The sequence below is a fragment of the Gardnerella sp. CCPDSM genome, from assembly GCF_056754715.1.
In genome coordinates this window covers 19589-37612 of record NZ_JBQEQO010000007.1, presented here as the reverse complement: position 1 = coordinate 37612, position 18024 = coordinate 19589, and the positions used below count along the sequence as shown (strand labels likewise).

17 protein-coding genes and 2 tRNA genes are annotated in these 18024 nt (G+C 42.5%); 9 read left to right on the top strand and 10 right to left on the bottom strand.

The features are described from left to right. Nucleotides 1–131: 131 nt before the first annotated feature. From ACTJLE_RS05400 to ACTJLE_RS05390, 3 genes are all read left to right on the top strand, one after another. Nucleotides 132–203, top strand: a tRNA-Glu gene (locus ACTJLE_RS05400). Nucleotides 204–483: 280 nt separating this feature from the next. Further along, a complete protein-coding gene (locus ACTJLE_RS05395) occupies nt 484–1200 on the top strand; it encodes an ECF transporter S component (RefSeq protein WP_481267768.1) in 717 nt (238 codons plus the stop codon). Nucleotides 1201–1283: 83 nt separating this feature from the next. Further along, nucleotides 1284–1357, top strand: a tRNA-Ile gene (locus ACTJLE_RS05390). Nucleotides 1358–1448: 91 nt separating this feature from the next. Here ACTJLE_RS05390 and ACTJLE_RS05385 read toward each other — a convergent pair. Together ACTJLE_RS05385 and ACTJLE_RS05380 are read right to left on the bottom strand one after the other, a co-directional pair. Beyond that, nucleotides 1449–2345 (bottom strand): carbohydrate kinase family protein, encoded by an 897-nt coding sequence (locus tag ACTJLE_RS05385; protein WP_481267767.1) that lies wholly within the window; start codon nt 2343–2345, stop codon nt 1449–1451. Beyond that, the gene (locus ACTJLE_RS05380) at nt 2338–3927 is read right to left on the bottom strand and encodes an aminopeptidase P family protein (RefSeq protein ID WP_481267766.1); all 1590 of its coding nucleotides are present in this window, start codon (nt 3925–3927) and stop codon (nt 2338–2340) included. The genes ACTJLE_RS05385 and ACTJLE_RS05380 overlap by 8 nt, the downstream gene beginning before the upstream one ends. 247 nt (nt 3928–4174) lie before the next feature. Between ACTJLE_RS05380 and ACTJLE_RS05375 the strand changes: the two genes are divergently transcribed. Further along, on the top strand, nt 4175–5632 hold the full coding sequence (locus tag ACTJLE_RS05375; RefSeq protein WP_481267765.1) for a bifunctional folylpolyglutamate synthase/dihydrofolate synthase: 1458 nt from the start codon (nt 4175–4177) through the stop codon (nt 5630–5632). A 97-nt stretch (nt 5633–5729) separates the two neighbouring features. On the opposite strand, the gene ACTJLE_RS05370 is transcribed toward ACTJLE_RS05375, so the two are convergent. From ACTJLE_RS05370 to ACTJLE_RS05355, 4 genes are all read right to left on the bottom strand, one after another. Then, nucleotides 5730–6455: an aspartate/glutamate racemase family protein gene (locus ACTJLE_RS05370; RefSeq protein WP_481267764.1), complete on the bottom strand. Its 726-nt coding sequence runs from the start codon at nt 6453–6455 to the stop codon at nt 5730–5732. 43 nt (nt 6456–6498) lie between these two features. Continuing rightward, on the bottom strand, nt 6499–7740 hold the full coding sequence (locus ACTJLE_RS05365) for a carboxylate--amine ligase (protein ID WP_481267763.1): 1242 nt from the start codon (nt 7738–7740) through the stop codon (nt 6499–6501). 85 nt (nt 7741–7825) lie between these two features. Beyond that, nucleotides 7826–9595, bottom strand: a complete 1770-nt coding sequence (locus ACTJLE_RS05360; RefSeq protein WP_481267762.1) for a UDP-N-acetylmuramoyl-L-alanyl-D-glutamate--2,6-diaminopimelate ligase — start codon at nt 9593–9595, stop codon at nt 7826–7828. Nucleotides 9596–9672: 77 nt separating this feature from the next. Then, nucleotides 9673–10452 carry an exonuclease domain-containing protein gene (locus ACTJLE_RS05355; RefSeq protein ID WP_479691710.1) on the bottom strand — a complete coding sequence of 260 codons (780 nt, stop codon included), beginning with the start codon at nt 10450–10452 and terminating at the stop codon, nt 9673–9675. A gap of 108 nt (nt 10453–10560) precedes the next feature. Between ACTJLE_RS05355 and ACTJLE_RS05350 the strand changes: the two genes are divergently transcribed. Beyond that, complete coding sequence (locus ACTJLE_RS05350; RefSeq protein ID WP_119486802.1) at nt 10561–11271, top strand: sigma-70 family RNA polymerase sigma factor; 711 nt, start codon at nt 10561–10563, stop codon at nt 11269–11271. A gap of 67 nt (nt 11272–11338) precedes the next feature. On the opposite strand, the gene ACTJLE_RS05345 is transcribed toward ACTJLE_RS05350, so the two are convergent. The 4 genes from ACTJLE_RS05345 to ACTJLE_RS05330 form a co-directional block, all read right to left on the bottom strand. Then, entirely contained in the window at nt 11339–11413 is a 75-nt protein-coding gene (locus ACTJLE_RS05345) for a 50S ribosomal protein bL37 (protein ID WP_369803150.1), read from the bottom strand. A 109-nt stretch (nt 11414–11522) separates the two neighbouring features. Next, a complete protein-coding gene (ybaK, locus tag ACTJLE_RS05340; protein WP_481267761.1) occupies nt 11523–12023 on the bottom strand; it encodes a Cys-tRNA(Pro) deacylase in 501 nt (166 codons plus the stop codon). A 179-nt stretch (nt 12024–12202) separates the two neighbouring features. Beyond that, nucleotides 12203–13258: a type I glyceraldehyde-3-phosphate dehydrogenase gene (gap, locus tag ACTJLE_RS05335; protein ID WP_481267760.1), complete on the bottom strand. Its 1056-nt coding sequence runs from the start codon at nt 13256–13258 to the stop codon at nt 12203–12205. Between the two features lie 152 nt (nt 13259–13410). Beyond that, nucleotides 13411–14208 carry a thiamine diphosphokinase gene (locus tag ACTJLE_RS05330; protein ID WP_481267759.1) on the bottom strand — a complete coding sequence of 266 codons (798 nt, stop codon included), beginning with the start codon at nt 14206–14208 and terminating at the stop codon, nt 13411–13413. A gap of 243 nt (nt 14209–14451) precedes the next feature. On the opposite strand from ACTJLE_RS05330, the gene asnB reads away from it, so the two are divergent. The 4 genes from asnB to rplT all read left to right on the top strand — a co-directional run bounded on the left by asnB (nt 14452) and on the right by rplT (nt 17994). Next, entirely contained in the window at nt 14452–16338 is a 1887-nt protein-coding gene (gene asnB, locus ACTJLE_RS05325; protein ID WP_481267758.1) for an asparagine synthase (glutamine-hydrolyzing), read from the top strand. A 283-nt stretch (nt 16339–16621) separates the two neighbouring features. After that, the gene (infC, locus tag ACTJLE_RS05320; protein ID WP_479691635.1) at nt 16622–17359 is read left to right on the top strand and encodes a translation initiation factor IF-3; all 738 of its coding nucleotides are present in this window, start codon (nt 16622–16624) and stop codon (nt 17357–17359) included. Beyond that, a complete protein-coding gene (gene rpmI / locus ACTJLE_RS05315) occupies nt 17340–17534 on the top strand; it encodes a 50S ribosomal protein L35 (protein WP_004128670.1) in 195 nt (64 codons plus the stop codon). Before infC ends, rpmI begins: the two co-directional genes overlap by 20 nt. A gap of 76 nt (nt 17535–17610) precedes the next feature. Beyond that, nucleotides 17611–17994 carry a 50S ribosomal protein L20 gene (gene rplT, locus ACTJLE_RS05310; protein ID WP_004105106.1) on the top strand — a complete coding sequence of 128 codons (384 nt, stop codon included), beginning with the start codon at nt 17611–17613 and terminating at the stop codon, nt 17992–17994. The last annotated feature ends 30 nt before the right edge of the window (nt 17995–18024 follow it).

Genomic DNA, 18024 nt, shown 5'->3' with positions numbered 1-18024 from the left:
AGGAGAGAAATCCACCAAAACTCGCGTCACACCAAACGATAACTTGCGAAATAGTGCTCTGCAGGCACTGCAACACGCCGTGAGTTGCGCGACTCCTTTATGAGTGTTAATATCATATGGTTTGGTTCGAAGCCCCCTTCGTCTAACGGTTAGGACACCAGACTTTCAATCTGACAACAAGAGTTCGACTCTCTTAGGGGGTACAAATTACAACGCCGCGGGTTTTTCTCGCGGCGTTTTTGCATATAAAGTGCGTATAAAGTAAGCAAATTTTATTCGTAATTTCCATTCGAAACGCTGTTGTTATTATATTTTTTCTATCAAGCGCTATAAATTACTTTAATGTGTTAAATGTTACAAAGCGTATGTTGCGCTTTATTTAGGTGATACACTTGCTTTTTGGCACTTCTGCCCGGGCTGCGTAGGTCAGGAAGTGCCAATTTAAGTATTTACAATGCGCAGCGCTTAAGATAAGGATCTCTTATGAGCGATATCTTTAACACAAATATTGATAATAATATTGATGATAGTGAAGCAAAATCATCTGCTTCTGTAACTTCTGCAACTCCTGTAACGGATAGCGCGAATTCTAAATCAAATCCAGAGCCTTCAATTGTTGCTAATTTGCGCTGGCGTGTGGCAGATATTGCTTTGGGAGCTGCTTTATCTGCTGTTTTTGGCGTTATTTTGTGCGGATACGGCTTGGTGTTTATTCCAATAATTCGTACTCTTAATGCGGCGGTTCTTCCTGGTTTTGCAAGCATTACGCATGGTGTGTGGTATTTGTCTGGCACTCTTGCGGTTCTTTTAATTCGTAAGCCTGGTTCTGCAGTATATGTGAATGTTGTTGCAGCTCTTGTGCAGGTTCTGCTTGGTTCTCCTTTTAACATTAGGGATACGATTATTTCTGCTCTTATACAGGGTGTGTTTGCAGAAGTTCCGTTCTTGATTTTTAAGTATCGCAAGTTTAATTTGACTTTAAGCTCTATTTCTGGTCTTCTTGTGGCGTTTGAGTATGGTGTGTACTTGTGCTTAACCAAGTATCAGGCTAAGGCTCCTACTTACATTACTATTCACATGATTACAGAGCTTATAAGCGGATTGTTGCTTTCTGGCGTGCTTGTGTGGTTTGTGTACTTGGCTTTGCGCGCAACTGGTGCTCTTGATAACTTCGCATCCGGTCGAACTGAGCGCGTGTGATGCTTTTTATTTGAGTTCGACGCACTAATTTGGCTACGTTTATGGGTATGTGCTAATCTAGTCGTTGCTAACTTTGTTAGCGTGGGGCTTTAGCTCAGTCGGTTAGAGCAGCGGACTCATAATCCGTCGGTCCAGGGTTCAAGCCCCTGAGGCCCCACGAACTAAATAACGCCACTTCATAGGTTATGGAGTGGCGTTATTGATTTTATGAGTTATTTTTTTTATTTTATTTTTATTTATTTATTTACTTACTTTTCGGCTTTTGCTAAATAATCCGGTATTTGCTTAGGATACTTTGGCCACGCGCCTTCTTGCGTGCATACGAAAGCCGCAGTATTAACAGCTGCACGATGTGCTTCTTTAAGACTTTCGCCTTTAAGAATATGCGTTGCAAACACTCCAGAAAATGCGTCTCCTGCTCCAACAGTATCAATAATATTCACGTGAGGCGTTGGAATAGTGGAGCTTTCGCCGGTGCTTGTAATAATCGTGCTGAAAGTAGATCCGCCTGTAAGAATCACGTAATCTAGTGCGTAGCGCGCTTGGAACCAGCGGCAAGCTTCTTCGTCGGAAGTATCGCGAATATTGAACATGTCTCGAAGCAGGAACAGTTCAGAATCGTTAAGCTTAAAAACTGTAGCTTGCTGAAGAAGTGTGTCAATAAGATCCTTCGAATAATGATCGCTTCGAATGTTTATATCGAAGAACTTCATTGCTCCAGGCTTAGTATGCTTCAATAATTGAAGAATAGTATCGTGAGTTTCTTGCGAGCGCAGGCTAAGAGTTCCAAAGCACACTGCGTCAGCTCGTTCTACTAAATCAATAAGCTCTCGAGTGTAAAGAATATGATCCCAAGCAATATTTCTAAGAATAGTGTATTCAGGAATCCCGTTTTTAAGCGCTATTTCTACAGTGCTTGTTGGCCAAGCGTTGCGCTGAATAATTGAGGTAATTCCTGCTTTGTTGACTTTGTCAATCAGTTCGTCTCCAAGCTGATCTTGTCCAACAGCACTAATCATGCAACTTTGAGCACCGTGGCATTGCGCATGATACGCAAAATTAGCCGGCGCTCCGCCTACGCGCTTTCCGTGCGGAAGTAAATCCCATAAAAGCTCGCCTAGCGAAAGAACAATTGGCTTAGTCATAGAATTCCTTTCCTGCACGGTCGGCCATCCAAGCTTCTACGTCATCGATCTGCTTTGGAATGTCAATAGAAAGCCATTCTGGTCCGTTTTCGGTCATTAACACATCATCTTCAATGCGAATGCCAATACCGCGCATTTCTTCAGGCAACATTAAATCATTAGCTGCAAAATACAATCCTGGTTCAATCGTAAAAATCATTCCCGGAGTAATTTTTGCGCCTTGGTAAGATTCGTAGCGTGCTTGAGCGCAGTCGTGTACGTCCAAGCCAAGGTGGTGAGCTACTCCGCAAGCATGCCAGCGTCGATGCTGCTGACCTTCTGGAGATAGTGACTCTTCAACGCTAACCTTTAAAATTCCCCATTCGTGCAAATGCTCAGCTAAAACTCTCATGCAAGCGTGGTGAATATCGGAGTAGGTTGCGCCCGGCTTAGCTGCTTCAAAACCGGCTTGTTGAGCGTCAAGAACGCATTGGTAAAGCTTCTTTTGCAAGTCAGTGAACTTGCCGTTGGTTGGGAAAGTGCGCGTAATATCAGCCGTGTAGAGGCTGTTTACTTCAACGCCTGCGTCAATAAGAAGCAGTTCTCCGTTAGAAACTACGCCAGTGTTTCGCATCCAGTGCAAAATTGGTGCATGCTTTCCGGATGCCACAATCGTGTCGTATCCAACTTCGTTGCCCTCTTCGCGAGCCACAGAGTTAAAAGCGCCTTCAACCATGCGTTCGGAATGTTCCTTGCCAAGAGCTTGAGGCAAGCGCGTAAGCATGCGATCAAAACCAAGCTTTGTTGCAGCTACAGCTTTGCGCATTTCTCGAATTTCGTAATCATCCTTAAGCATGCGTGCTTCTGCAGCGAACTCGTGCAATTTATCGTCTGCAGAATTATTAGCGTCTTCGTCTGTGAATCCGCTTGCTTCGCGCATTGTTTCAACTTTTGCAGTAAGCTCCGGATCAGTTTCGCGAATAATGCGAACGCGAATGCCTTCACCGTTTGCGTCGTCGCTTACATTTTTTGCAAGAGCGTCGTCAAGTTCAGCAATATCTCGCGTATTAATGCCGGTCATGGCTTTAAGCTCTTTCAAGCCTGCGCGAGGACCAACCCAGTATTCGCCGTAGTGTGGATCCCTGTAGAATGCTGAAGTGCTGTTATCTGCGCGTGGAGCTACAAAAAGTTCTGGAGTATGATTTTTACCGGCTTTTGCTTCTTCGCTGTCTTTTTCAACCGGTTCCATAACAAGCACGGCTCCAGCTTCGTAATCTTGACCTAAGCCAGTGTAGTAAGCAAAAGTAGTGTCTGGGCGGAAAGCGTAATCGCAATCGTTATTGCGCACTTTTGGCTGACCTGCAGGAATAACTAAGCGTTCTCCCGGGAAACGCTTTGAAAGAGCCTCTAAACGAGCTGGAATGTATTTGCTGGATTCAAGAGGCATAACGTCTGGCTCCTGATTATCCCAGCTGCTTGTCATAAAATCTTTGAAAGAATCGCTATTTGGTCGAAGAGAACGATTATTAACGCGATCTTCTGCTTTTTGCGTTCCGTCAGCTTTTAGCTCTTCACCATGCTCGGTTGGCGTACATTCTGCCATTATGAGACTCCTTAACACTTCTTTTTGTGTGCAAATAGAAATAAACTAGGCAATAAAACTAGACAATAACTAACATAGTCTTATTTGTAGTTTTATGCGAGTTTTTTGGCGCAAAAAAGTAATATTTCATATGTAATTTACAAAACAATTGTGCGTGAGCATTAGTATTAGCTTTCTGTTGTTGGCATAAACTAATCTATATAGATGGAAAATGAGTAAGCGAGCACAAAAGTAGGGGAGTGCATTTATGTCTATGGAACATCCAAATCGCAATAATGAGCGAATTGTTGATATTGAGCGCAATATTATGAGCCGCGCTCCTGAGCATAATAAAACCAATCTGGATTTAGACAGAATGCGCTTAATTCTTGATATTCTTGGGCATCCAGAAAAGTCTATGCACGTTATTCATATTACTGGTACGAACGGTAAGGGATCCACGGCTCGCATGGCTGAGTCGTTGTGTCGAGCATACGGTTTGCGCACTGGTCTTTACACTTCTCCGCATTTAGAGCGCATAAATGAGCGCATTATGATTGACGGTCAAGAAATTAGCGATGACGATTTTATTGACGTTTGGGATCAAATGAAAGATATTATCGACATGGTTGATGCTCGCATGGAGACTGACGGTAAGCCAAAAATGAGCTTTTTTGAAGTGCTTACAGCCATGGCAATTTGGGCTTTTGCGGACGCTCCTGTTGATGTTGCCGTTATGGAAGTTGGCATGGGTGGCGAATGGGATGCTACGAATGTTATGAATGCGGATGCTGCAATTATTGGCCCGGTGGATATGGATCACATGCAATGGCTTGGAAACACTGTTGAGGAGATTGCGCGCACGAAAGCTGGCATTATTAAGCCAAATTGCACTGTAATTTTGGGTCCTCAACCGCATGAAGATAAGGTTTTGCCAATTATTAAGGAAGTTGCTGAGCGTAATAATGCTAAATTATTGCGCGATTCTTCTTACGGTGACGGCGAGCTTGAAGTTGTTTCTCGTACTCCTGCAGTTGGCGGCCAAGTTGTTACTTTGCGCACGCCTCTTGGAACTTATGAGGATGTGCCAATCGATAAGTTTGGTAAGCATCAAGCGCATAATGCTTTGGCGGCGCTTGCTGCGGCAGAGGTTGTGCTTCCGGTAAATGGTGCTTTGGATGGCGATTTAGTTGCTGAAGCTTTGAGCCAGGTTAAAGTTCCTGGTCGTATTGAGCAGGTTCGTACTTCGCCGACTATTATTATTGACGGTGGTCATAATGTGAATGCTGCTGAGTCTCTTCGTGGAACTATTGAAGAAAACTATCATTTTGAGCAGCTTATTGGCGTTGTTGCAATGATGGCAGATAAGCAGGTTGAAGAATATTTGGGTGTTCTTGAGCCTATTTTGACGAAGATTATTGTGACTCGTAATTCTTGGCGAGACCGTGTAATGGACCCGGAAGAGCTTGAAAAGGTTGCTGTAGGCGTATTTGGTAGGGATCGTGTGATTCGCGTTGACGAGCTTCCGGATGCTATTCAAACAGCTGTGAATCTGGTTGATGAAGATGATGAGCTTGGCGTTGGCTATGGTCACGGCGTGCTTATTTGCGGCAGCTTTGTTACAGCAGGGGATGCTCGCACAATGCTTGTTGAGCATGTTAATCCGGACTTAAAAAAGCCAAAAGATCAGCGCGTTGCAATCCACCCAAATATTGACGAGTCCTGAATTTAATTTATTTGCTTACTGTTTAGCTCGCTAATTAATTCGCATTAATTCTCATTAATTCGCTACTTAATTAGCGAGTTAAGCTACTATTTGCTACTTAATTGCGCAAAGCTTTAGCTTTTTCTACAGTGTCTTTTACAAGCACTGCTTGAGCGTCAACTAGTGGTATTTGAGGTAGCGGGAAAGCTTCATTTAGCACGCTAAGCTCTGTGCATCCTAAAATAAGCGCATCGCAATGGCACGTTCCTGCAGGATCGAGCATATCGCTTAAAACAGACTCGTAACGGTGAAAATCAAGGTCTCCTGTACCTTTTACATCATCGTAAATAAGCGAAGTAATACGCTTTTGTAATGCGTCGTCTGGAGCTACAAACGTGTATCCCGCTTCTTCAATAGCACGCTGGTATACTCCTGCTTTGCGAGATCCTGCAGTTCCTAAAAATCCAATGCGCTTGCAACGATCAATAGGGTAGCGGCGAGCAACTTCAGCTACAGCGCCTCGAGGCATATGCATAATTGGCACGTTGGTAAGTGCTTGGAACTTGTCGTAAAAATAATGCGCTGTATTGCATGTTAATACAATAAAAGAGGCTCCCATTTGCGTTGCTTTGTGAATATCGTCCGCAAGAACAGGAAATGGGTTTTCTTCGGAATTTCCAACAATATACGCCGTTCTATCTGGTACGGAAGAGTCGTTAAACACCACATAATCCAAAAATTCTTGATCATTATGTGCATGTGTTTCTTTATTCAGTAAACGAATATAGCTTTCTGTTGCAAGAGTACCCATTCCGCCAAGTACAGCAAAAAACGGCCGTTTCATCGTGTAATTTTCCTTTCGGAACCCCATATTGTGCTGGACTATTTCACGCTTTATTGCGGAAAAATTCAGCATAGCGCTTTGTGTAAATTGAAAACATATGACGAATCATAAGCCAGCGTAGTAGGTTCATATCCTTCTTATATTCTAGCGTAGTACCCCAATCGCCGCGACGAATCATATTAATACCGCGCTTCTTTTCTTCGCCTTCTGCTACGTATTTTAAGAAAATAGATCGTGGAATTTCCATCCACAACTTTTCCCCGCGTCCAAACACAGTATTTCCGTCAAAAGGCTTATGGTAAATCAAATCTTCTGCAAAATATTTTGCAATATTGAAGCCGTTTAAAGTCACAAAGTAGCTTGAACGGCCTTGACGTAAGTTTATTTCAAAAAGTTTATACTCTCCGTCTCGCTCATCATATTTCATGTCGAAATTAGCTACGCCAACGTAGTTAATATCTTCCAAAAATGCTTTAATATTGCGGAAAACTTCCATATTGTAGTCAGGAATAATAGCAGCATAGTTTCCCACAGCTTCCGGCGTTGGATCTTCTAGCAAAGGGTGACCTAAGAACATCATTCTAACGTGGTGTTCGCTGTCAACGTAAGCATTTAGAACGCGCATACGACTATCGTCGCCTGGAATAAAGTCTTGCAAAATCATTTCGCCATCGTAACCGGCTTTATAGGAGCGCTGAATAAGAGTATCAAGCTCCTCAGGCGTATCAATAATAAACGCCTTCTTACGCCCTTCAAAATCAACTTTAAGCCATTTGGCACTATCTGCAGGCTTCATTGCAATAGGGAAGTTGAATGGAAGATCCTTGTACGCGTAAGAAGCCACTTCTTCAGCGTTTACTACTTTAGTTTTTGGATGTGGAAGATTGTACTTTTCGCAAGTTTTGTAGAAAGAGCTTTTAAGACTAAGCTGTCGGTTCAATTCGTTTGGCAAAGTGTGGAATGCAAAATATTCGTGCAATTCGTCTCCGCACTGGCTTAACAAATTTGCGTAAACATCTCCGCAAGGAATAAGTAGAAGCTTAGTATTTGGATTCTCTTCCTTCCACGATTTTCCAAACGAAAGCATTGTGTTTAGAAATGTTGTAAGCTCGCCAAAATTTGGTACGATTCTCACATCAATAATCTTGCTAAATTTTGTAGGAGAAAGTTGGAAATAAGCAAAAGCTATAGAAGTAATACCGTACGCTTCATGGAATGCTCTAGCCATTCCGTAAGCGTTAATATCACTACCGAGCAGCACTGGTTGAAATTCTTGATTACTCATTACTATCTTCTTTAGATTTTATTTGTACGTTTATTTGTACATCTTTTTATAGCACTTACTTGTATTGTTCTTGCAATACTTAATGTTAAAGCGTAAAAAGACGTTTTATTATTTCTGAATCACCCTCGTAAGGCACATGCTTGTTTTCGTGCTTAATCCAACGCTCATCGCCTTTACCAATTAAAAGAATAATGTTGAATTTTCCGTCTTTATTGAAACTTTTTCTAGCGTCGTCAACACTGTACTCAACTGCATCTGGACGGTCTATAATAATATGCGACTTAACATTTTCGTTAGTTATGTATCCTCGCATATCTTTGCAAATATCCATTTCGTCTTCTGTATTTGTGTCTTCAATCGTAAAAATAAACTGGTAAATACGATTTTGAGCAGCTTCAACAATTTCCTTACGGCGGTCGTAAGCTTTATTTCCGGCTGATCCTGTTACTAGCGTAATTCTAGGATTTTCCTTACCATATTTTTCATAAACAAAATCTAGTAAAGATTTAACTGAAATAAAATTATGCGCATAATCAACGATTGCAATCGTATTCGATTCTGAATCTTTAGAAACTTCCATACGTCCAGAAATTTTAATGTTTTCTAAAGCGTGTAATGCTTCTAAATCGTTTTCTTTGATTCCCAGATTTGACGCGATTGCGATTGCTGCGAGCGCATTTTCATAATTAAAATCTCCAGCAATTGCAAGCGAAAATTCGTCAAGTGTTAAGTAGTGTACGTCTTCTTCATCGCTGTCTTCCTGCGTATTTTTAATAGCAATGCAATGCGACTCACTATTTTCTACAGGCATTGCAATGTAGTCAGGCGTAAGTAGTTCCGTGTAGTCTTCGTCATTAACATATTTGCAAGAGTCTACGAGATTATTTTCTAAATTGTCACTATTTTTAATTTCGCAAGTGCTGTTTTCTATTTCATCTCTTTGTATTCTTGCAAAAGTTGTTACAGGAACATCGTTACGTTCAGCGTCTTGCATTAAAAGATCTGCGTGATCAGCATCCGCATTTAATACTAAGCTCTTCGTATTTGCAATAATTTGACGTTTGCAATACAAGTAATCTTCAAAAGTTGGGTGCTCAATAGGGCTAATATGATCCGGACTAATATTTAAGAATGCTGCAACGTCAAACTTAAGACCGTATACGCGACTTACTTTGTACGCTTGTGAAGAAACTTCCATAACAAGGTATTTCATGCCGTTATCTACAGCTTCGCGCATCATTTTAAAAGCGTCGAAATTTTCAGGAGTTGTTAAATCTGACTCAACGTAGTTTACACCGTCTAAGCAGTTATCTACGGAGGAGAACAATGCTGCTTTTGAGCCGGAATATGCGTTTAGAATAGCGTGAGTAAAGTATGCGGTAGTTGTTTTACCTTTGGTTCCAGTAATTCCAACCACTGTGAGTTTTTCTTCAGGATTTCCAAAGAATGCTGCAGAAAGTATGCTCATTGCTTTGCGCACGTCATTAACGATTATGCCAACAGCATTTGTGTACTCAGCGTAACTTTGCTCAGCAACGTATGCGCTAAGACCTTTGCTGTCTGCGTCTGAAAGATATTCAGGCTTAAAATTGCCCTTAATAAAAAGCAAAGTTCCAGGCTTAATATCGCGAGTATCGTAAGTTGCGTGAGCAAAGCATTCGTTTGCATCAATATTGGCGAAATAATACGGATTTAAAGACCATATTTCATTTTTAGAATGAGTAGAGTCATTATTTTTTTCGTTATTTGCATCAGAATCTTCATTTTTGCAATATTGAATCATTTCGCGCAACAAACCGTACTGTTGCAAAAGTTTACTTGCGCTTTCTAGCGACAACGTATTGTTAATAGTCATATCCTGCTTCTTCTAGAAAATATTGTACTTAATTATTTGAAATCGTAACTTTAAAACAAAACTTTTATATAACAAGTTTATAGCCACGTTCCGTGAATTGGATCGCGACCATGAGATTCAAGCCACTTGTTAAAACTATCTCGCCAACGAATATATGCTTCTCGCTGCCAGCTCATCAAGTTGCTTAACGTCATGTTTTCAACTTGCTCGTATGCGTTGCACATAGGAGCAACTAGATCAAGAGCTGCTACAGTATCTGCAGTTGCGTCGTGGAAATCGCCGATTGGTTCAACTCCATAGAATTGAGAAGTAAGAGTTAAAGTGCGCTTTCCAGGTCTTATAGAAACAGCACGATCGATAACCAGCGGATCTACCGTAAGAACATCGTTTTCTGTAAGAGTGCTTATGTTGCAAGTTGGGCGCTGGCTTAAAGATTTTAGCTGCCAACGGTTCAAATCATGACGAAGCATAGCAACGTCAAATGGAGCGTTATAAGCCAACAGTGGAATATTTTTTGCTTGAGCTAAGCTAACTGCTTGCGCAAGTGCCTCAAGCTCTTCTACAGGTTCTCCGCCGTGTTCTTGAAGGTATTCGTCTGTGAAACCATTTACTTCGCTTGCTTTAGGATTCATGGGCTTATGAGGGTTAATAAGCCATGTAGAAACAGCGTCACCTTCGTGTCCTAAAGAAGGATTTCTTAAAACCAAAGTTGCGGACGCTATTGCATCTTTACCAATATTCGCTCCGGTTGTTTCAGTATCGAAACCAAGCAGCCATGATTCTGAAAGTGGAGTGCTTTCCTCCTGGAATGGTGCTAAATCTAAAGCATCTAACAATTCTTGAATATTCGTTGGCATAGTCACAATATTATCGCAATGGCTCGTTATGGCGCGCGGGGGAAATGCGAAGGGAGTAGTAAAGATATTTTTTGAAGCTATGTGCAAAGTAAAAAGTATTATTACAGTATGAGTGAGCAAAGGCAAGTTGCGAATGTTAAAAATGCGAATGTTAAAGTTGCGAATGCGAAAAGTGTTAAAACACCGAATAATAATATTCAGCATGCAAAAGCTAATTCTGCTTACTTTACTAACCCTCGTTTAATAAAACCTAAGCAGTGTGCGCTTGTTAAGAAAAAACATGATCAGTTTGAGCAGCTTGTTACGCCTTGTGTTGATTCTTTATACACTCAAGCTATGCGATTAACCAACAATGCTCAGGATGCTCAAGATTTAGTTCAAGATACTTTTGAGCGTGCGCTAAAATCTTTTTCAACTTTCCAGCCTGGCACAAATTTTGCAGCTTGGATTAATAGGATTGAGCGCAATTTGTATTTTAATCAATATGCTAAAGAAAAGCGGCGTCCGAAGCGAGCGAATGACGCAACTGGTGAATATGACGATTGGGATATTTACGAAGCTTCTAATCATTCGTCAAGCGGGCTGCTTTCTGCAGAACAAGAGTATTTCGAAGGGTTTGCACCTAAAGAAATTATGGCTGCTTTGCGCACTTTGCCTCCTGAGCGTAGAAAAGTTTTTATTGAAGCTGCTATTAACGGAAAATCTTATAAGCAGATTGCTCAAGAAGAGGGAGTGAAGATTGGAACTGTTATGAGCAGGCTAAATCGCGCGAGAACGCAATTAAAAAGAGAACTTGCTGATTACGCAGATTCTGATTGATAAAACGAAAAACGAAAAAGCCCGCATAAGAGCGGGCTTTATAGTATTTATAAGCAAAAATTACAGCTTAAGCATTTGGCCTTTTGCCGTGATTTGCTGCTTTTTTACGACGCGCTTTGCGCTTGCGGCCACGCATACCCATAATTGGTACTCCTTAACGATTAATTAACAACCTTAGGGATTATCGCACGTTGCCAAGACGTTAATTATTTTGCGCTTAGTGCATGTGCTTAAATCTAGTTGTAGCAAACTTACGCTGCAATATCTGCAACTGTTGCACTTAACAATGTTACGATGTCTTGAGGATTAAGAACCACGTCCAAGCCGCGCTTTCCTCCAGAAACAAGAATCTCATCAAATTGCATTACGCTACTGTCAAGCACGGTTTCGTGTTTCGTTTTTTGGCCGAATGGAGAAATTCCGCCAACCACGTATCCGCTTTCGCGTTGTGCAACTTCTGGGCTTGTCATGCTAGCTTTCTTTGCGCCAACAGCTGCAGCAATTGCTTTCATATTAAGTCTTCCATTTACAGGAACAATACCAACTACTCGTTTTTCGCCAGTATCAACCATAAGTGTTTTGCATACTTGTGCTGCACTCACGCCGAGTTTTTCAGCAGCTTCAACTCCGTAACCATCATCCATATGGTCTGCATCATGCTCGTATTGCGCAATTCTAAAATTAATGCCTGCTTCTTCTAATTGAGCAATAGCAGGAGTTGCTTTTCCAGTTTCTGCATGTTTCTTACTCATTGCGTTTCCCCTTACTGTGCGTACTTAATAGCAATTTGTATTACATGATATGCTATACCAACTGTTGACTTAATACAGAAAAATCTAAAAAATAAACCCCTTGTGGAGCCTAGAAAGCAGCACAAGGGGTTTAATAATCTTACGAAATCAGATTATTTCCGATTTTTACTTGAGCGAAATCACTCAGAGATTTCAGCGAAGTAAAGAAGGGTGCGAATCATGTTAGCGGTGAAGCCGCACTCGTTATCGTAGAAGGTAACGGTACGAGCCAAAGTTACGCCGTCAACAGTGTTCACATCGGTCTGAGTTGGATCGAAAACGCCACCGTGGGTGTCGCCGATGATGTCCGAAGACACGATGCTGTCGGCATTGTAGCCGAAGTACTCGCAGTTCTCGAAAGCCTTCTTGAAGGCTTCGTTGATCTCTTCAGTAGTAGCTGGCTTCTCAAGAACAGTGGTCAACTCGGTAACGGAGCCATCTGGAACCTGAATACGCTGTGCGTGACCCTGAAGCTTGCCGTTAACCTCTGGCACAACCTTACCGATTGCCTTAGCAGCGCCGGTGGAGTGCTCAATAGTGTTGCAAGCTGCAGAACGGTTGTTGCGTGGCTTGGAACCGCGTGGGCCATCAAGAATCATCTGAGTGCCAGTGTAAGCGTGGATAGTGGTCATGAAGCCGGACTTGATGCCCCAGTTATCCTGAAGCAACTTAACCATTGCGGCCATAGAGTTGGTGGTGCAGGAGCCTGCAGACACGATGTTGTCGGAAGGCTTCAAAATCTGGTGATTTACACCGAACACTACGGTTGGGGTGGTCTCGTCCTTAGCTGGAGCGGAGATAAGAACCTTCTTAGCGCCAGCATTCAAGTGAGCCTGGGACTTTTCTGCAGAAGTGTAGAAACCAGTGCATTCGAGTACGAATTCAACGCCATCGTTCTTAACCCATGGAATGTTGTTTGCGTCTTTTTCTGCGTACACCTTGTAAGTCTTGCCATCTACTACGATTGCGTCATCGGTAGAAGTCACCTCAACTGGGGTTCCATCATCGTGACGGAACGTTCCATGAGTGCTGTCGTACTTAAGCAAGTAGGCGAGCATAGAAGGAGTGGTCAGATCGTTGATGGCTGCGACTTCGATGTCACCGGCCTGACCACCGCGAGCCTGAAGCTCAAAAATACGACGGAATGCGAGACGACCAATGCGACCGAAACCATTAATACCAATCTTGACTGTCATGTGGTTCTCCCTTGAGTGAGACCTCGTGCGTAACGTTTAAGTCACGCGATTTCCGCGATGAAAAACTCACGCATTGTGGTCATCGTTATTGAATGAACGGTATTCATTTTAGTGTGCGGTATGTACGAAGAATTGAAATGTAACTAAGATATCTACTCGTTATATGTCATAGATTCTGCAGCTGCAGTAGTGGAATCAGTAGGAGCTGATTCACTTTCTAAAGGAACTGCAAGTGCTTCCGAAATAGAAGCGTCAATCTTACCTAAATCTCCAACCGGCCTCTTAAACCAGCTTACTTGCGGTAAAGGAGCGTTAATTGGGAATGTAACAATAAGAGTTCCCTCATGAACATCAATATGTGCAGGCGTGTTATCAAGCAATTCGTTGCTTAAACCTTGTACTGCATCTCCATGCATAACTGCATGTTGAAGCTGATACTTCAAACCGCTCTCATTTACGTCATTTGAAACAGGCGTATGCGAAAAAACTGATACTATTCGCGAGGATGTGCCAGTTGATGCAGGAAAATCAAGAGAACCATCGTGAATAGCGGTAACGATTTGTCCATCTCCATATAAGAAGCCAATTCCGCCGCGACGCGCTAACCGCACCATAAGTTGAATATTAGAAATAGTGTGATCAACTCGGCCGCCTAATCCGCCGAAAATATGAAACTCGCGAGCGCCTTTAGCCCAACCAACTTTTAATGCAGAAAGTAAATCAGGATCATCTTTTTCTGCAGGTAAACGAGTAATAACCGCGTCAGTTGGAAGCTTAAGTCTAACTGAATCAAAGTCGCCAATAAGTGCGTCAACATGCAATCCTAATTCGCACGCATAGTCCCAGCCTCCGTCAGCTGCAATAGTTAAAGCGCGATCTGGCACATGTTCACGTGTGTGGTCGTAATAATCTCCTGCTGCTAGTACTACGCAGCGTTGCAAAGGTTCCATATCTTCATAATAACGCCTTATTGGTACCGTTTTAATAGTTACAAACAAGAGTTTATAAAGCGCATGTTGACTAGTGTTTTGTTATGTTTTGATTGTTTCTTAGACAACATAAAGTGTTTGATGTAATATTGCAATGCGAATTAGATTTTCCGAAATATTGCGTATTTTCTACAATAGTATCGGGAGAATAATTTATTGGGGAATAGCGCAATACTGTGTTGTGCACCTTGCTAGGAGAAATAAATGTGCGGAATTGCTGGGTTTATTAACGACACCCCAATTAACGTCAAAACCAAAATCGTGAAAGATATGACGGATGTGATTGTTCATCGTGGTCCGGATGAATACGGTACGATGATTGACGAACATGCGGCTCTTGGTTTTCGTCGTCTAAGCATTATTGATCTTCACGGCGGCTCTCAACCAATGTACAACGAAGATGGCTCCTTAGCAGTTACTTTTAATGGCGAAATTTACAATTACAGGACGCTTCGAGAAGAACTTATTAAAGCTGGGCACATTTTTAAAACTGATTGCGACACAGAAGTGTTGGTACACGGCTATGAGCAATGGGGTAAAGATTTACTTAAGCGTTTGCGCGGAATGTTTGCTTTCGTTATTTGGAATAAAAAAACTCAAGAACTATTCGGCGCTCGCGACCATTTTGGAATTAAGCCTTTCTATTATTCGCAAATGAACGGTACGTTTATGTACGGTTCAGAGATTAAATCACTTCTTCGTCACCCAGATTTTAAGAAGGAACTTAACGAAAACGCGCTTAAACCATTTATGACTTTCCAATATCCTGCAATTAACGAAACTTTCTTTAAGGGTGTGTTTAAGCTTCGTGAAGGTCACTGCTTTACTTATAAAAACGGTGAGATGAAGATTGAGCAGTATTATGATCCCGATTTTAGAGAAACAAAGCAGCGATTGAATGAATTAGTTGATTCAATCGATAAAACAGTTTGTGATTCTGTTAAAGCTCACCAAATTGCGGATGTTGAGGTTGGTTCATTCCTCTCCTCGGGTGTGGATTCTAGTTATGTTGCATCCGTTGCTCGCCCAGAGCACACGTATTCAATTGGTTTTGCTGGTGGTCATTACGACGAGTCCAAGCAGGCTGGCGAGTTGGCGAAGATTATTGGATTAAATAATAAATCTGAAATTATTGACGCTTCTGACGCTTTCCGCTATTTCCCGCAAATTCAATGGTATTTGGATGAGCCTGATTCTAACTTCTCGTGTGTGCCATTGTTCTTCCTTGCTAAATTAGCTGCTCAAGATTTGCGCGTTGTGTTAAGTGGCGAAGGCGCAGATGAATTATTTGCGGGATACATTGATTATGGTGTTCACACGCGTTCCAAGCTTATTAAAGTTGTGACGCGTATGCTTGCAAAGTTGCCGAAAAAGTTGCGTTATGCAATTGGTAGATCGGCAAAAGGAAAGCATTTCCATGGAGCATGGCATTTGTACGCTAATTTGGCTCCAGCGGAAGAGCATTTTATTGGACAAGCCAAAGTGTTTGAGGAAGATGAAGCTATTAAGCTTTTGAAGCCTGAATATCGTAAAGGCCCGCATGTTATGGATATTGTTGGTGCTATTTACAACAGAATTTTAGGTAAGGGTCTTTCGGAAGTTAAGAAAAAGCAGTATCTCGATATGCATCAGTGGATGCCAGGAGATATTTTGCTTAAGGCAGATAAAATGACGATGGCTCATTCTTTGGAGCTTCGTGTGCCTTTGCTTGATCGTGTTCTTATGGATGTAGCTGAGCAAGTTCCTACTAAATATTTAATTAATGACGAAAATACTAAGTTTGCTTTCCGTAAGGCTGCTGCTCGTCACTTGCCGAAAGCTTGGTATGATCGCGAAAAACTTGGTTTCCCAGTGCCAGTTAAAGATTGGTTGCGCGAGGAGCGTTTTTATAAGATTGTGCGTAAATCTTTCGAAAGCGATGTTGCAGCGAAGTTCTTTGATCGTGATGCTTTGCTTCGTATGATTGACGACAATTACGCAAAGCGCACTGATGATCGTCGTAAGATTTGGACTGTTTATACTTTCCTAACATGGTATGACGTGTACTTTACTCACGATGGTTTTAAGCCTGAACCTGTGCAAGTTTTTTAAGTAAGTTACTTAAATTATTGGTTGATTATTTGCAGGTTTTATTTTCGATTTATGCAGTCGATTGATTTTTGGTGTGTTGGCTGCCTTTTTGTCAAGCCTTGTAGTATACTGAACATTTGGCTTGAGTAATCAAGAAAGTGGGATGTCCCCACCTGGAAGCCTACTGTGGTTTCGGGTTCATGACTTCGGTCACGCAGGTAGATTTATTTTGCACTACTTGCCACGCTTATATACAAGCGTTTTATTGATATGAAGTGGTGAATTCCTTAATCTCTTGGACTTCTTGGTGTATTGCATCTTACCAGTATTTAGAAGGATTGGAGTCATCATTAGCGACGAACCACGCATTAACGAGGAGATTCGAGTCTCTCAGGTGCGCCTTATTGGTCCAAAAGGCGAGCAAGTGGGAGTTATCGCAACCTCGGTAGCGTTAAACCTTGCAAGGGAAGCTAATCTCGATCTTGTCGAGGTTGCGCCTACTGCTAAACCTCCAGTAGCCAAGCTTATTGACTACGGTAAGTACAAGTACAACGAAAAGATGAAGGCTCGCGAAGCACGCCGTAATCAGACCACCGCTGAGGTTAAGGAAATTCGTTTCCGCCTCAAGATTGATGATCATGATTTTGACGTGAAGAAGGGTCATGTACTTCGTTTCTTGAACGGTGGAGACAAGGTCAAGGTCACTATTATGTTGCGTGGCCGCGAACAGTCTCGTCCAATTGGCGGCGTTGAACTGTTGCGCCGACTTGCAGATGAGGTCTCTGAAAGCGGCACCGTTGAGTTTGCTCCAAAGCAAGAGGGTCGCAATATTATTATGACTCTCGCTCCAAAGGGCAAGAAGATTCATACACAGTCTGAGCAGCGTCGTCGAGGCGATCAATCGCGTGCTGAGCGTCAAGCTCGCCAGGCTGCACGTCTTGCAGCAAAGCAGGAAGTGCAGGCACAGGCTGCAGCTGCAGTAAACGCTATGCAATCCGATCAACATCACAAGGAGGGCAGCAATGCCGAAGATGAAAACTAATTCCGCAGCGTCCAAGCGCGTTCGTCTTACCGGTACCGGTAAGGTAATGCACGATGGTAGCGCCATGCGCCACAACTTGGAGCACAAGTCGGCTCGTAAGCGTCGTGCTCTTTCCGAAGATAAAGTATTGGCTACTGCGCAGAGCAAGAAGCTTAAGGGCTTGCTCGTTAAGTAAGTAAAAGCAAGTAAACAAGTAATTGCTTGTAAACGAATACGCAATCGTAAATTTTTAAGAAAGCTGAGGAATACTTATGGCACGAGTAAAGCGCGCAGTAAACGCTCACAAGAAGCGTCGCGTTGTTCTTGAGAGGGCTTCTGGCTACCGCGGTCAGCGCTCCCGTCTTTATCGCAAGGCAAAGGAACAGCTGCTCCACTCATTTACTTACAACTTCCGCGACCGCAAGGCTCGCAAGGGTGATTTCCGCAAGTTGTGGATTCAGCGTATTAACGCTGCAGTTCGCGCTGAAGGCATCACCTACAATCGCTTCATTCAGGGCTTGCACTTGGCAGGCATCGAATTGGATCGTCGCGCTCTTGCTGAGCTCGCAGTTTCCGATATTGAAGCATTCAAGGCTGTTGTAGAAGCTGCTAAGGCTGCATTGCCAGCTGATGTAAACGCTCCAGTTGAAGCTTGATTTAGCTTTAAATAGAGTTAGATTTTTAAG

Excerpts from the sequence above, each read along its gene's own strand:
- ACTJLE_RS05355 (WP_479691710.1), bottom strand. The coding sequence starts at position 10,452 with ATGCCAACGAATATTCAAGAATTGTTAGATGCTTTAGATTTAGCACCA.
- rpmI (WP_004128670.1), top strand. The coding sequence starts at position 17,340 with ATGCCGAAGATGAAAACTAATTCCGCAGCGTCCAAGCGCGTTCGTCTT.
- ACTJLE_RS05375 (WP_481267765.1), top strand. The coding sequence starts at position 4,175 with ATGTCTATGGAACATCCAAATCGCAATAATGAGCGAATTGTTGATATT.
- ACTJLE_RS05365 (WP_481267763.1), bottom strand. The coding sequence starts at position 7,740 with ATGAGTAATCAAGAATTTCAACCAGTGCTGCTCGGTAGTGATATTAAC.
- ACTJLE_RS05385 (WP_481267767.1), bottom strand. The coding sequence starts at position 2,345 with ATGACTAAGCCAATTGTTCTTTCGCTAGGCGAGCTTTTATGGGATTTA.
- ACTJLE_RS05380 (WP_481267766.1), bottom strand. The coding sequence starts at position 3,927 with ATGGCAGAATGTACGCCAACCGAGCATGGTGAAGAGCTAAAAGCTGAC.
- ACTJLE_RS05350 (WP_119486802.1), top strand. The coding sequence starts at position 10,561 with ATGAGTGAGCAAAGGCAAGTTGCGAATGTTAAAAATGCGAATGTTAAA.
- ACTJLE_RS05395 (WP_481267768.1), top strand. The coding sequence starts at position 484 with ATGAGCGATATCTTTAACACAAATATTGATAATAATATTGATGATAGT.
- gap (WP_481267760.1), bottom strand. The coding sequence starts at position 13,258 with ATGACAGTCAAGATTGGTATTAATGGTTTCGGTCGCATTGGTCGTCTC.
- ACTJLE_RS05370 (WP_481267764.1), bottom strand. The coding sequence starts at position 6,455 with ATGAAACGGCCGTTTTTTGCTGTACTTGGCGGAATGGGTACTCTTGCA.
- asnB (WP_481267758.1), top strand. The coding sequence starts at position 14,452 with ATGTGCGGAATTGCTGGGTTTATTAACGACACCCCAATTAACGTCAAA.
- rplT (WP_004105106.1), top strand. The coding sequence starts at position 17,611 with ATGGCACGAGTAAAGCGCGCAGTAAACGCTCACAAGAAGCGTCGCGTT.
- ACTJLE_RS05360 (WP_481267762.1), bottom strand. The coding sequence starts at position 9,595 with ATGACTATTAACAATACGTTGTCGCTAGAAAGCGCAAGTAAACTTTTG.
- ACTJLE_RS05330 (WP_481267759.1), bottom strand. The coding sequence starts at position 14,208 with ATGGAACCTTTGCAACGCTGCGTAGTACTAGCAGCAGGAGATTATTAC.
- ybaK (WP_481267761.1), bottom strand. The coding sequence starts at position 12,023 with ATGAGTAAGAAACATGCAGAAACTGGAAAAGCAACTCCTGCTATTGCT.